The organism is Nostoc sp. (assembly GCF_036917815.1).
Taxonomy (GTDB): domain Bacteria; phylum Cyanobacteriota; class Cyanobacteriia; order Cyanobacteriales; family Nostocaceae; genus Nostoc.
In genome coordinates this window covers 252,210-267,400 of record NZ_JBALEK010000061.1, presented here as the reverse complement: position 1 = coordinate 267,400, position 15,191 = coordinate 252,210, and the positions used below count along the sequence as shown (strand labels likewise).

Here is a 15,191-nt window from a genome sequence, read left to right as displayed (position 1 = left end):
CTACAACCCATTACCAATGAGGATGAACGGTGCCCAGTAGTAGGGATGGCTGAGATTGCGAGAAATGGGTGCAGATTGTCCGCTATTTCCTGGTGTCAATCTCACACTACTTCGGTCTTTGCCATCGCTGCTTTGGTTTTTACCTGTAATTAGGGCAATCTGTGCCTCGCGGATGGCTTCAGCTTTAGTTATTGTGCCTGTTTTAAGCAGCGCATATAAAATATCCATCAAAGTTTGAGTACCACCATCATTGACTTCCCACAGAGAAGCAATAGAAGCTCTAACTCCTGTACGCTGGAATTGGTAGCCAAACCCCAGTATTTCCACACCATTACCCAATTCCCCACCCAGCGCAGTTTGGCAGGCGCTCAGTACCATCAGGGTAACATCGGGCAATTTCCACTCTTCAATTTCTTTGAGGTTAATTCGATTACCGTCACCCATGAGGATAAAAGAATCTTCCGGCGCACCTTTAACGAAAACAGCATGGGTTGCCATGTGAACAATGCTGTAGTTTTTAATTTGGGATAAGATGGCATCCCGGTTAAAAGCTTTGTCAAACAGTTTGGTAGTGTTAGGAATTGCTGCACCTAATCCCTCAATTTCGCTCTTAGCAAAGCGCAATCCTTGGAAGTCGTAGGTTTGCCCTGCTACCTGAACACTGTAGCTACCTTGTGTAAATGCTCCTGCCAAAACACGAGGAGCGTTAGTAGATTCCGGCTCAAGTTTAGTCAGTGCTAAAGCAGTGAGGTAGTTGATTTGATAGCGTTCGGTCAGCCATTGCTTACCGTCATAGAGTGCAGCCAGGGGAATGTAACGCATTTGACCGTCAGGAGCATAGATAAGTGTCTGCACATCTGCCTGTTTGAGGTCGGTTTCAATTGGCTTAATCAATTGGTGATAAAGCTTTTGGGAAGATTGCTTAACCTCAGAGTCGGGATTTTGTAAATCTTGACGGAAAGTTGCAATCATTTTTTCTAGTTCCATCCGCTTTATTGCCACCGAACGATGGATTGGCGGCTTACCAGGGGGTAACAGCACTAATTCCAGGCGATCGTCTAAAACCAGGGTATAGAATAGGGCGATGCGTTTTCCTAATCGTTGCAATCGGGTTTGCAGGTCTTGATAAGCGGGTAAAGTAAGATTTTGCTGTGGGGCAGTTTGTTGTATTTGTTGCGATAAAGCTACCACAGCAGGACTTTTGAGAAACTCGCTCATCTTTTGGTTAGTTTGCGCCTGGATTTTTTCAACTTCCTGAATGCGCTGCTGTTGAGTAGGAGTGCGAGTTTGCAGTTGGTGGAGGTCGGCTAATTCAGCATTAAGGTGGATGGCTGGAGTTTGAATCGCTGTGTAATCTTGTAAGATTTTTCGCTCTTGGGGTAATATTTCAATTCCCTTTACAGTTCTTTCGTTACCTTGCACGTTGCGTAGAAAGTCTTGAAGTTCTTGAACTTTAAGCAAATCTAGGACTTGCAAAGCTTCCATTACCCGATTATTTTGAAGTAGGAGTGATGCTAGACTGCGATAGCTGTCAGCAGCAATATTTTTAGTGTAGGATGCCTGCTGTTCGCGGGATAACTTTCGTAAGTCCTGACGGATATCTTCTCGCACATTCACCGATTGTTTGTAGAAGACAATGGCTAATTCTGATTGGTTCTGTTTTTCTAGTGTTGAGCCAATGTTAGCTAGAGTAAGCCCTTCGCTTTCGCGATCGCCGATATCGCGAAAAATGCTTAGAGACTGTTGATAGAAATCTATGGCTTTGGCATATTCCCCTCGCAAACTGTAAGGATCGCCTAGACTCATCAGCGAAAAAGCTTCACCATTGCGATCGCCGATGTCGCGCTGAATCCTCAAAGACTGCTGATAGAACTCAATTGCCTTTGGGTATTGCCCCAGACCAAGGTAAGCATTGCCCAGATTCCCCAGAGAACGGGCTTCACCATTGCGATCGCCGATGTTGCGCTGAATCCTCAAAGACTGTTGATAGAACTCAATTGCCTTTGGGTATTGCCTCATTGACCCATAAGCAATGCCCAGATTCATTAGGGAAAGGGCTTCACCATTGCGATCGCTGATATCGCGTTTAATAATCAGAGACTGCTGGTAGAACTCTATCGCCAAGGCATGTTGCCCTATGGAATCGTAAGCATTGCCCAGATTAGCCAGTGAGTTGGATTCGCCATTGCGATCGCCGATATCGCGTTTAATAACCAGAGATTGCTGCAAGAAGTCTATCGCCAAGGCATATTGCCCTAGTGAATAGTAAGCATTGCCCAGATTATTCAGCAAGGCGGATTTGCCTTGGCGATCGCCGATATCGCGTTTAATAACCAGAGACTGCTGGTAGAACTCTATCGCCTTGGTATGTTGCCCTAGGGAATTGTAAGCACTGCCCAGACCTATCAGCAAGCCGGATTCGCCATTGCGATCGCCGATATCGTGTTTAATAACCAGAGACTGCTGGTAGAACTCTATCGCCAAGGCATATTGCCCTAGTGATTTGTAAGCATTACCCAGATTAGCCAGCGAGGCGGATTCGCCATTGCGATCTCTAAGTTTTTGATAAATCGCTAATGCCTGTTGCAAAGACTGGATCGCATCTCGATATCGGCTGCGTCGCAGTTGCTGAATTCCTTGCTCCAAAAGCCTGTCTGCTTCTACTTTGGGGTCTTGGCTGGTCTGTGCTTGTGCTGTAATAGAGAGAAGCTCACTGTGAATCGGTAGCAGTGAGGGAATCAGCACTAACAACAGCGGTGTGAGCAACCTTACTAGTCTGACTCGCAAGGACATTACAATTTAAACTGGGGAAATTACTGAATATTTTGTTTTTAGCATATCGCAATTAGCAATCATCAGGTTGAGATACTGCTTAATTCTTGACGATGAAAGTAACAGGGCTGCATACTGTAGGTTTTTTGACAATTTTTGCGTAATTTCTGTACAAATCCTTTTAACTTTTGACTTCCGCCTTGTGATACTAGTACCGCAAGGCGGAATTCAAAATTCAAAATTCAAAATGAATACAGCGTAAGAGTTTCGTTGATTTGGAATAGGTGGTTGATTTACGCCGTGTTGTACTAGTCCTTTCAATCGGTTTTGATCGCTGATTAATGAGTATCAAAGACTCGTTCGCGAGTATCAAAGACTCATTAATGAGGATTTTTGGATGTTGGGTTAACCTGCGATAAGCCTTTTTGCATCTACGTTCCTCTTGGATTATTATTTAATTCCTTGGTTTGTCAACGATCGCAAACGTAATAGATAACGCCGCCATCTGTTGAGTATCAAACAGGCGAATATCTGTTTTTGTTTCACCACGAGTCCCTCCAGCAAGATCATCTAGTAAACTAGCGATCGCATCTTCTGCTTTTTCAGCCACCTGACTACTACTTCTTTTTTCGCTCCTTTTTTCCATTATCAATGCCTGTAGCGGTTTCAAAGCTTTGTCAATTGGTGTTATACTGGCCACAATCAACACCTCTACAATCCCCAAGGGTTTACCAAAAGACAGCTTTCCTCCTGTTTTCATTTCTGCTTCACTTGGGATTTGAAGTGTCTCCCCTGCCGAAACAAGTGCAGCATTCTTGCCATCACTCAAGGGAAACAAAATATCAATATCCCCATCAGGACTAAAGATTAATACTCCTATATGCAAATCACGGCTTTCTCGGTTTTCCACAGAGATTTGTACGGGTTTGCCAACCTCAATTTGAGCAATCGACTGAGTTTGAGATTTTACCGTTGGCAGAATTCTTGGAGATCGGCTTTTACCCCCACGGACTGTAAACGACTGTGCTAGCAAAGACTGTGTATTTGCACCCGCAAGACTAGCAACAATGTTTAACCGAGATGAACTGGTATTGAGTGTTAGTTTGATCAGTCGGGCTGCTAACAATAACTTAAATTTCGTCTGTAGCCGATTGACTGCTTCATTAATATTTTCATCTGTTGCTCCAAATGAACCAGGAATTAGCTCAAATCCCACCGAGAATAAACCAACACTATTTACAGGTGGCAAATCTGCGATCGCTCTTTTCTCCAAATCTTGGCGGTAGGCTGGTAGCATTCTACCCAAGATGTAATGTACTTCCTGCTCTAGTAAAGGTACTACTTCAATTCGTGGGAGCGATCGCAATGCCTGTTTTGCAGCTTCACTGTTGAGTGATTTATCTAACCCAATCCGTAATTTGAGATTGCTAGGAACTGCTCGGATTTGTTCTTGCAAGGCAGTTCCCGGAGTAATTTTGACCGTTGAATTAGTTTGAAGTAAACCAGTTGCATTCAGGCGATCGCGTGACTCTATTTTTACAGTCCCTTGTACTTGTCCGCGATCGTCCACAACAGTAAATATTGCTCCCTTACCCAAGGCTTCCAAAACTTGCGGTTCTGCACCAGTTAGCAGCAGTTTCACAGCATTTCCTGTGACTTCTGTAATTACTGCCTCTGCTGCTGGTTTCTGCATCGGGGCAAAATACATCTGCTGCTGATCGTCAGTGCTACCAGACTTTACCTCAATATCTGGATTCTGCACACGCGAATTTTGCACAGTTTTCAGAAATTGCTCAGTTTTCGCGGCAGCAGCTATAACTACTTTACCCATCGCCTGATTGCTCGTTTGCTGCCAAAGCTGTCGAGTCAACGAATATGTAAACACACCTGCATGAACATCAGGAGCAAATGCTGCATCAGCCGCTTGCTGATTGCGCTGGGCGGCGAAAATAGCTGCACCGTTAACAATATTTTTTTTACGTTGCTCAATCCATTCTGCCTGAGACAGCTTCAAGTCAGTCAGCCAGCGCTGCTGATATGCCAATTCTTCTTGACTAGCTGCTAATTGTGTGATTCTGTCGTCGCCTCGCAATTCTACATGACCGGGACGTGACCTAATAATCAAATTCCCACGCACTCCACCACCAGAGTAGCAACTATCCAGAATGAATGTCACATTTTTAGTTTTGCGCCCAAGTGCTTCCCGCAGCAGAAAGATTGTACCTGCTGTAATATCATTAACTTCCCCACCTTTTTGGGGATAGCCATCAGGTAAATCTGCGTCAACTGGGACAATGGTTCCGTTGAGCTTATCTGTGAATACTTGATTCGGGTCAATCACATTCGAGCCATGTCCTGAGTAGTGAAAGACTACTACATCATCTGGGGACTTGACCCATTGAATTAGGTGCTGCTCAAATTTATCTAGAATATTTTGACGCTTTGCTTGGCCATCGCTCAACACTAGAACATCATCTGGATGAAACCCAAAGCGATGAATCAACAGTTCTCGCTGAAGATACACATCATTTACTGCCCCCTTTAACTGATACCACAATCCTTGTGTCTTTAAATCTTGGGCACTAGTTCCAGGGTAGTCATTAATGCCCACTAACAGCGCCCGTTTCCGGTGTGTATCCTGTGCGAGAACCTCGCCGTAATTCCAAGCCGCTTGCTGCATACCCAGTTGATTGATGCCCAGAACTGTTAGGGATGCACCGAGCGATTGTAGAAACTGACGACGCTTAATGGAAGACATACTTCACTCTCTCAAACCTGAATTAAGGATTAAACAGTATCTCAAAATACAGATTGCCATGCTCTTTAGTCTCAAGCCTGGCATGCATTAGGTAAAATCTTCAGTAATCTCCCCAATTTTAACTGTAATGTCCCTGCACCTCAGATTAGTTAGCTGGATCACGCCACCTCTGCTACTGGTGCTTTTTCCCTACCTGCTGCCCATTCCCAGTTACATACTCTCTACCTCAGCACAAGCACAGACTAGCCAAGACCCCAAAGCAGAAGCAGACAAACTTTTAGATCAAGGAATTCAACAGCTTAATACAAGTCAATTTGGGGCAGCGCTTCAGTCTTGGCAACAAGCACTAAAACTTTATCAACAAATCAAAGACCGCCAAGGCGAGGGTAAAGCTCTGGGCAATCTCGGAATTGCTTACTTGTCTTTGGGCAACTATGCCAAAGCCATTGAGTATGAACAACAAGATTTAGCGATCGCGCGAGAAATCAAAGACCGCCAAAGCGAGGGAGCCGCTCTGGGCAATCTGGGAGTTGCTTACAACAGTTTGGGCAACTATGCCAAAGCTATTGAGTATGAACAACAAGATTTAGCGATCGCCCGAGAAATCAAAGACCGCGAAAGCGAGGGTAAAGCTCTGGGCAATCTGGGAAATGCTTACGAAAATTTGGGCAACTATGCTAAAGCTATTGAGTATGAACAGCAATTCTTAGAAATAGCGCGAGAAATCAAAGACCGCGAAAGCGAGGGTATGGCTCTGGGCAGTCTGGGACTTGCTTACAAAAATTTGGGCAACTATGCCAAAGCTATTGAGTATGAACAGCAATTCTTAGAAATAGCGCGAGAAATCAAAGACCGCGAAAGCGAGGGTAAAGCTCTGGGCAATCTGGGAAATGCTTACGAAAATTTGGGCAACTATGCCAAAGCTATTGAGTATGAACAGCAATTCTTAGAAATAGCGCGAGAAATCAAAGACCGCGAAAGCGAGGGTATGGCTCTGGGCAATCTGGGACTTGCTTACAAAAATTTGGGCAACTATGCCAAAGCTATTGAGTATTATCAGCAAGTATTAGAGATCGCTCAAGAAATCAAAGACCGCGAAAGCGAGGGTAAGGCTCTGGGCAGTCTGGGGCTTGCTTACCTATATTTGGGCAACTATGCCAAAGCTATTGAGTATGAACAGCAATGGTTAGCGATCGCCCGAGAAATCAAAGACCGCCAAAGCGAGGGTAAGGCTCTGGGCAGTCTGGGGCTTGCTTACCTATATTTGGGCAACTATGCCAAAGCTATTGAGTATGAACAACAATGGTTAGCGATCGCCCGAGAAATCAAAGACCGTCAAGGCGAGGGAGGCGCTCTGGGCAATCTCGGACTTGCTTACCTATATTTGGGCAACTATACCAAAGCCATTGAGTATCATCAGCAAGACTTAGCGATCGCCCAAGAAATTAAAGACCGCCAAAGCGAGGCTATAGCTCTCAGTAATATTGCCTGGTCACTAGAAAAACAGCAGCAATCAGAATTAGCCATTGTCTTTTACAAGCAATCAGTCAATGTGCGAGAGAGCATCCGCAACGACATTCGCACATTACCCCGTGAGCAACAAGAGTCATATACTCAAACCGTAGCAGATACCTATCGCCGTCTAGCTGACCTGTTGCTCTCCCAAGGAAGACTACTAGAAGCCCAACAAGTTGTAGAACTATTAAAAATTCAAGAATTGCGCGACTTTACCCGCAATGCTAGAGCAGGTGGCGAAACCTCTGGAATTGCTTTAGCCCGCATCGAAGAAGAAATCCTCAACAAATATGGCACCCTCATCGTCTTTGGACAACAGGTTTATGAATGCGAGCAGAAAAAATGTAGCACCCTCAGCCAACTACGAGATCAACTTGATGTCTTAACCCAAAAATTCCAGCAAGACACTAATGCCTTTCGTAAAACCCTGCAAGACCGACTGGCCAAAGACCCCGCACTCCTTGAACCCGAACAACTCCGCAGTACTGCTGCCAAAATTGTCACGGCTGAACCAGGTACAGTCCTAATTTATCCCCTGGTTTTGAAAGACAAAATTCGGATTCTCCTGGCTAGTAGAGCCGGAGAAAAGGGCGTGGTTTTCCGCAGCTTTGAAACATCAGTCAACCAACTGCAACTCTGGAAAACGGTAAACCAATTTAGAACCCAACTGTCCAGCCCTGAAGATTTGACAGAGATCAAAACCACAAGTAAACAATTATATAACTGGCTGCTCCAACCCTTAGAAAAAGAAATTAAAGATAAAAATGTCCACCATTTAGTATTTTCCCTTGACCGTTCCACCCGTTACATCCCAATGGCAGCCCTATTCGATGGGCAACAATATTTAATAGAGCGTTATAGCGTTTCCACAATTCTGAATGCAGGCTTAACAGATGTCAAAGAGCGCTTACCACACAACAAGCAAGAGATTCGCGTCTTAGCAATGGGAGTCTCTAAAGCCTTTCCTGGGTTTAATGCTTTATCAAATGTCCCCAATGAATTAGCCACAATCATTCAGCAGTCGGGAAAAGCACAACAAGGCATTTTTCCCGGCTCAGAGTTCCTCAATGAAAAATTTACTTTTAGTTCTTTGCGCGACAATCTCACAGGTAATAAGATATTGCATCTAGCTACCCACGGGAAATTTGAATCTGGTCGTCCAGAAAATTCTTACCTCCTTTCTGGTAGCGGTGAGCCATTAACCGTTGATAAAATTCAAACATTAGGCAACTATATGTCAGATACCCATTTAGTAGTGCTTTCCGCCTGCGAAACCGCTTTGGGTGGAGAAAATGCTGATGGCTTGGAAATGTCTGGTATGAGTTTTTACTTTCTTACTAACGGTGCGAAGGCGGTGATTGCTTCACTCTGGCTCGTCAACGATGCCAGCACCAGCCAATTAATGCAGCAATTTTACCAGAATCTTTCTACAGGTCAGATGACCAAAACAGAAGCTCTGCGCCAAGCGCAACTCACTATGCTCAAAAGCAACAGCCAAGGCAGCGACAGCAACCGGAGTAGCGTTAATTATAAATTGGGACATGGTGAACAATCTATTTCCCGTAATCTTAGCCACCCCTACTACTGGGCACCGTTCATCCTCATTGGTAATGGATGGTAGAGTAAACAATTCAAAATTCAAAATTCAAAATTCAAAATTAAAGACATTTCAGACGGGGATTTAAACCCCGACTGAAATGGGCGCTACATCTAGTAGGGGTCTTAAACCCTTTAAGTTACGATCAAATTGTTGCGGTCAAAATTCCCAAAGAACAGGGGGCAAAAAATGAAGACCTTGCCGAGGGTTCAGCATTGGTGGGTGCAGAAACTCATCCCAACGTTATTAAAGTGTTTTGGATGGGACGAATTCCGCCAGAGCGCGAATGGTATGCCATTGAAATGGAGTATTTCCCCAGCCTGACTCTTTCTCAACTGCTTGATCAAGGAAAACAAGGATTTGTCGCTAGTTACAAGCGAGTCCTTGATATTTACCAGCAAGTTTTAATGGGAGTACAGCATCTTCACCAACTCGGAATGTCCCACGGTGACATTAAACCCCAAAATATTCTTGTTTCTGGCGACCAGGTAAAATTGACTGATTTTGGGGACTTACTGCAACGCTCTCCGATTCTCGATGGTAGCTGTGGTAATTGTTGCCAAAAGCCTTCCCACTGCTTGCAGAAATCATCCACGTCACAGAAGATTTGCGTGATGTCGAGGCGAGATACAATGGTAGACATAGCCGAGACGTTGATTTTTCTAAGATATTTTTAGTCTCGGTGTTTTTTTGTGGCTTTTTTGCTGATTCTCAATCAATCTTAGCGATCGCCTCCGGCAGGCGCTTCGCGCCATCGCAATACCTGCTCAGTTTCTTATGCTTCATATCTAGCAAGCTTTTTGCCTTTTTTTAACCGTCGAACTGACGTTAATTTATTGGGCATAGGTAGAGTGGGTAATTAATTGTTATTCAATAATAGCTACTAAGTAAGTGTGTGGGAGAATTCTAAGTATGTAACGAAATATAAATTTAGGCAATACCTTAGAAATTCCTTATTTCACAGTTTTGACAAAACTAAACATATATCGGTTTTATCGTGCCTACCTATTTACTTGAAATCAGAATTTTACATAAGTTCTAAAATTCTGATTTCTTGAGCCAAGTTCCCATCTGTGCCAGTTGGTTTCCAACTTTATTCTCTAGTTTCCACATTTATTATTCAGTTTCCAACTTTATTCTCTTTTTACAACTTAAAGCTGATAAGAAGCGGTCAAAGCCACCGCCAAAGCATCCGCAGCGTCATCTGGCTTAGGAATATCATCTAAATCCAACTCCCGCGCCACCGCCTCTTGCACTTCCGACTTATCGGCATTGCCATACCCTGTTAAAGCTTGTTTAATTTGAGCAGGAGTAAACTCTACATAAGGAAGACGACGCTGACCCAACACTAAAATAACTATACCCCGCGCCTGTGCGACCAGGATTGTACTTGACATACGATAGAAGAATAGTTTCTCGATCGCAACCAAATCTGGTTGAAATTCTTCCATCAGGGTGTGTAAATCATCGAATAGGGTACATAGGCGCTGTGCCATTTCTACATCTGCCGACGTTTTAATTACCCCGAAATCCAGCATATTTACTGTAGTCTCTGACACCTTGTTAGGAGTTTGTATACAGCTAATTGCCCCAAATCCTAAAATTGCCAGTCCTGGATCTAATCCTAAAATTCGTTTTTCCATTAAATTCACTTTTACCAAGCCAGAATATTGTTTAACTAGGAATACTGGCAATTTTGACCACTTGCTTAATGGGATTGAAAAATATAATAGTTTCACGCCTCGTGTTTTAAACCAAGTGGTGTAGATTTTCAGTTAATTATTCTTTGTAGCACTGCTCCGAATCAGGTATGTCAATTGGTTTTCTCAGACAAGCCCTCAACGCCCTGCAAAAGCAGTCGCGCTCTCGTACTTCCCATCGGGTTAACCAGTGGTTCAAATGGTTATCGCCGGGAATATCGGTAAAACGTTGGTTGTTGATCAGCGTTGGGGGTGTACTACTGGCAAGTTTGGGGTTAGCTATCTGGATTAAGCTAACCCCCATTTTTTGGATAATCGAGTTGCTTAGGGGTTTCCTAGGAGTAATTACCGATATCTTACCCAACTATATCAGCGGCCCTTTGGTATTGCTCGGCGGTTTGCTGTTAGTGCTTTGGGGGCAAACTCGCACCGTCGGCTCAATTACTAAGGTACTAAGAGCAGAAGGCGGAGAAGAACTCATTGATGTCTTGCTGGCCTATCGTCGATTGTATCGAGGCCCGAAAATAGTGGTAATTGGTGGTGGTACAGGACTTTCTACGTTGTTGAGGGGACTGAAAACCTACAGCGCTAATATTACCGCCATCGTCACTGTTGCCGATGATGGCGGATCTTCTGGGCGGTTGCGTCAAGAGTTTGGAGTGCTACCACCAGGGGATATTCGCAATTGTTTGGCTGCACTAGCCGATGAAGAAAAATTATTAACAGAATTGTTTCAATACCGTTTTCGGGCTGGAGATGGGTTAACGGGTCATAGCTTTGGCAATTTGTTTTTAACGGCAATGAGTGATATTACTGGAGATTTAGAACAAGCAGTTGCAGCGAGTTCCAAAGTGCTAGCGGTACGGGGACAAGTACTACCAGCAACTCTCAGTGATGTTCGCCTCTGGGCAGAATTGGCTGATGGCCGCCGCATTGATGGGGAGTCTAGCATTCCCAAAGCTGGCGGTAAAATTGTCAAAATTGGCTGCATTCCAGCTAATCCTCCGGCGGTGCCAGCAGCTATTAAGGCACTTAAAGAAGCTGATTACATTATTATTGGCCCAGGTAGCCTTTATACCAGCCTGATTCCTAATTTATTAGTACCAGAAATTGCCGATGCGATCGCTCAAACAGATGTGCCTCGTATTTATATCTGCAATATAATGACTCAACCAGGAGAAACTGAAGGCTACACTGTTGCCGACCACATTAGAGCAATTGATGCTGCTTGTGGACAAAGACGGCTATTCGATGCTGTACTAATACACAAAAAATCTCCCTCCGAGCAATCACTCATCCGCTACGCCCAACAAAATTCCCATCCCGTTTTCCTGGATAGAGAAGCCGTAACTCAGCTAGGGCGAAGGATTGTTCCAGCTAATGTTTTGTATGAAGATGAAACGGGTTTTGTGCGTCATAATCCGCAGAAACTAGCACGAGTGTTATTGCGGTGGTACGGTAGAGGTCAGCCCCTTCGGGGAATTCAAAATTCAAAATTCAAAATTAAGGAAAATGAAAATTAGTCATTTGTCCTTTGTTTTGACTAATGACCAATGACTAATGATTAATTATGAAAATTTTTCTTGCAGATACAGAGGCGACGCTACGCTTAGGTATTACTCTTGGTGAATCTCTGACCCCTGGCAGTGTAATTTTACTAGAAGGTGATTTAGGCGCTGGTAAAACTACCCTCGTTCAAGGCATTGGCAAAGGTTTGGCAATTGCTGAACCCATTGTCAGTCCAACTTTCACGCTGATTAATGAGTACACGGAAGGACGCCTCCCCCTTTACCATCTAGATTTATATCGCTTAGAACCACAAGAAGTTGCAGCCCTGAATTTAGAAAGTTACTGGGAAGCTGTTGAAGTCATACCAGGAATTGTGGCAGTTGAATGGGCAGAACGTTTACCCTACAAGCCAGATAGTTATCTGAGTGTGAGTTTGACTTATGGGCATGAGGGCACTCGTCAAGTCGAACTCATACCATTCAATTGCGTCATTAGCAAAGTCATTACCGCGATTTCAGCTCATCTCCCGACTGAAGTACAAGGGATTTCACTTTTCCCGTCGCAACATTAAAAAATTTCTGCAAATAGCCGAGGGAGAACTCCACGCTCGTCCTATCTGCCACTACCACGCTCGCCACTATAAGTCACTAACATTGTTATCTCAGCCAAAAATAAACGAAAGAACTGTTCAACAGCAGATATATTGCAATAGGGTTCAGTTAAAGCTAAAAACAGAGGCACAAATAGGTTGAGTTTTGCCTTCACCCCTCTTAAAAAAAGAGACAAAGGGACAACGGGAGAAATCAGATGGGGATTAATACCCCACCTAAAACACAAGCCAGATGCACGAGATTTAGAGAGAGGTTTTCCAGATACCGTGAAAAGCCAGTATTGAGACAACTTCCCCTTGTCTCCCCATACCCTTATCCTTAAAAACTGATTTACAGTCCGAATCAAGCAAATTTAAATAAACTGTTGTTGGGTTAAATGAGAGTTTTTACAAAACTTAGTCAGCTTCGGTGAACCAGATTAGTTTCCTAATATCATTGAGAGAAGCAATTTGGATTATTTAGTAGCGAAAGCTAGTAGAGAAAAGTTAAGCAATAATCAACTTGTGTATATTTTGTCTAACTTTACTTACGCTTAGTATTCCCAAGTTAGGTTCACAATCGATACAAAAAAATAAACTAGTTTATAGTTGGATTAAATTAGTTCTAATAATTTTAACTAGCAACAAATTCTAATATTCACATCTGTAATTAGCACTTAAGTCAAGAATATATTAACTAAAACATCTCGTATTTATACAGAAGTTATCGTAGAAATACGAGATGTTTTATCCGAAATTATAGCGGTTCTCAGTTGAGTGCATGCAATACAGACCTAACCCCCAGCCCCTTCCCTTGTAGCGTTGGGGAGTAATATTCAAAGCCTCTCTCCTTTTAGGAGAGAGGTTTGGAGAGAGGTCAAACTGTATTGCATCCAAGCGAGAACCGCTATAGTTGACCTGAATATGCCTACGTGGATACACTAGGAGGTGAGCATTAAATAAGTGCAAAAACACGCCTACCCTACCGAATGCAATGATGCCTCGGCGAACGCGGCTATACGAGACTTTAGGGATTTCCAAGAAATAAATTATCCAAATAAAGGAACCACAGAGGCAAGGGAGCGCGGTCTTCTCCCTTGGCGCTAGCCTCTCCCAATGTGAGAAGGGGAGACGCTAAAAGCGATAGCGCCGGCGGCAAGCGAGTCCGCGTACCCTTACAGGGAAGCAAGCTACGCTTTTAGCGTCTCGTAGAGAGCGTCTGGGGGTTTCCCCCATGAGCGACTGCCGCGCAGAGAACACAGAGAGAGGAGAAATAAAGAGGGTTTTGTGTCCTTTCTGGGATATTTTTTTGTTTGTCAGTCCCTTACCCACCGAACTGGGTTTCAAATTCTACCCTTCTCTTCGAGAGGCTGCGCCAACGGGTTCTCCAAAGGAGTACGTTTGTGTAGCCGCGATTTCTAATCGCCTAGTATATTTGCTTTCGCTGAGATGCTCCCCACTAGGAGTCTGTTTGATTAATTTTGATGAATTTATAGTCAGCACTTCAGGGCTTAAAATCCAGGACTAACGACTACTAATTATCTCTAACGAAAGAGGCGATCGCATTTTTTACCAGAGGACCGGAGTCGTCTCTGGTATAATATGTACGACCATTATCAATGAATATAGAGGTAGTATCTATTAACTGTTGAAGAATCTCGGAATTAGCGTTATCTATTTCTTGATTTACTTTTTCGCCTGTAAATCGGTTTTTTCGATCTTCTGGAGGTAATACAATGCGAGGATCTTTATAAGTCTCTTTTGGCTTGGGTTTAAATGTCTCATTTAAGTCAAACTGAAGACGTAAATAACGTTTAGAATCGTATCCACCCATGATTTGTCGGCAAATTGTAGTACCAATCTCAGATGTAGGTTCCATAAAGATGTTAGTCAGATTTTTTGCCCAGTCGAAGCCTCTCCACTTCCTTATTTGCTCATATTGATATGGTTCACCAGTTTGACCAGTGCCAATAGAAAGGATAGAAATATCTTCCAATCGCAGATTATCCAGTTTATATTTCTGCTTGATTGCTGGAGAGACTGAAGATTGACTGATCCTCATAACTAGACTCAAAGCGGCGAGAGAGGGGTTGTTAGCAGAAACTCCTCCATCAATATGGGGAAATTGCCAATCACCAAATTTTTCTTTATCTACAGGTTCTAGTTTATATGGTGGAAAAAAAGTGGGTGCTGAAGCAGAAGCGGTACATATTTCCCATAAATAACAATCATCGTACCATTTGTCTCCTACATCGGGATGACAATTTGTAAAAAAGGTTGTGTTGCGATATAGCGTATCGTAAGCAAGAATCAAAATAATGGGTTTTTCAATATCCTTCATTCTTGTGGATTTATACGCATCTTTGAGGACGCTAGTAATTCCATCATGAGAATATTTAGGTGGTGAAAGTACATCCAAAATGGATTTTATGATGGGCGGGAAGTTTTTATAGCGGTCTTTTCTATCGGTTGGAAATATATCTTTACCCCGATCTAGATACATTTTAATTAGTTCATCACTCTCCTTTCCCATAGCAATCCCTCCTGTTAACATTGAACCAGTAGAAGTACCAGCAATTAGGTCAAAGTATTCGTGTAAAAAGTTTCCTTTACCCTGACTTCTAATTTCTTGCTCTACTTTTTGAAGTATTCGTGCTGCAATGATTCCACGAACACCACCACCATCTAAAGCTAAAATTTTGAAGGACATTGTAATTCTCCTTGATTATTTCTATGAGTAGTTATTGAAGA

At 43.4% G+C, this 15,191-nt stretch carries 7 protein-coding genes and 2 pseudogenes; 4 read left to right on the top strand and 5 right to left on the bottom strand.

The window, feature by feature from the left end; all coding sequences use genetic code 11:
* Entirely contained in the window at nucleotides 1–2,793 is a 2,793-nt protein-coding gene (locus tag V7K97_RS19300; protein WP_334802611.1) for a CHAT domain-containing protein, read from the bottom strand.
* A 433-nt stretch (nucleotides 2,794–3,226) separates the two neighbouring features.
* Nucleotides 3,227–5,530, bottom strand: a complete 2,304-nt coding sequence (locus V7K97_RS19295; RefSeq protein ID WP_334802610.1) for a caspase family protein — start codon at nucleotides 5,528–5,530, stop codon at nucleotides 3,227–3,229.
* Nucleotides 5,531–5,657: 127 nt separating this feature from the next.
* Here V7K97_RS19295 and V7K97_RS19290 point away from each other — a divergent pair, with 127 nt between their 5' ends.
* Complete coding sequence (locus V7K97_RS19290) at nucleotides 5,658–8,666, top strand: CHAT domain-containing protein (RefSeq protein WP_334802609.1); 3,009 nt, start codon at nucleotides 5,658–5,660, stop codon at nucleotides 8,664–8,666.
* Between the two features lie 71 nt (nucleotides 8,667–8,737).
* A pseudogene (locus V7K97_RS32125) lies at nucleotides 8,738–9,091 on the top strand (protein kinase); the annotation flags it as partial.
* Nucleotides 9,092–9,150: 59 nt separating this feature from the next.
* Here V7K97_RS32125 and V7K97_RS32120 read toward each other — a convergent pair.
* Both V7K97_RS32120 and ruvC read right to left on the bottom strand, forming a co-directional pair.
* Nucleotides 9,151–9,285, bottom strand: a pseudogene (locus V7K97_RS32120) (IS982 family transposase); the annotation flags it as partial.
* 508 nt (nucleotides 9,286–9,793) lie between these two features.
* Nucleotides 9,794–10,285, bottom strand: a complete 492-nt coding sequence (ruvC, locus tag V7K97_RS19280) for a crossover junction endodeoxyribonuclease RuvC (protein ID WP_334802658.1) — start codon at nucleotides 10,283–10,285, stop codon at nucleotides 9,794–9,796.
* Between the two features lie 167 nt (nucleotides 10,286–10,452).
* On the opposite strand from ruvC, the gene V7K97_RS19275 reads away from it, so the two are divergent.
* Nucleotides 10,453–11,865: a gluconeogenesis factor YvcK family protein gene (locus tag V7K97_RS19275; RefSeq protein ID WP_334802608.1), complete on the top strand. Its 1,413-nt coding sequence runs from the start codon at nucleotides 10,453–10,455 to the stop codon at nucleotides 11,863–11,865.
* A gap of 47 nt (nucleotides 11,866–11,912) precedes the next feature.
* Nucleotides 11,913–12,422: a tRNA (adenosine(37)-N6)-threonylcarbamoyltransferase complex ATPase subunit type 1 TsaE gene (gene tsaE / locus V7K97_RS19270; RefSeq protein ID WP_334802607.1), complete on the top strand. Its 510-nt coding sequence runs from the start codon at nucleotides 11,913–11,915 to the stop codon at nucleotides 12,420–12,422.
* Nucleotides 12,423–13,974: 1,552 nt separating this feature from the next.
* Here tsaE and V7K97_RS19265 read toward each other — a convergent pair.
* Entirely contained in the window at nucleotides 13,975–15,150 is a 1,176-nt protein-coding gene (locus tag V7K97_RS19265) for a patatin-like phospholipase family protein (RefSeq protein WP_334802606.1), read from the bottom strand.
* Nucleotides 15,151–15,191 lie beyond the last annotated feature (41 nt).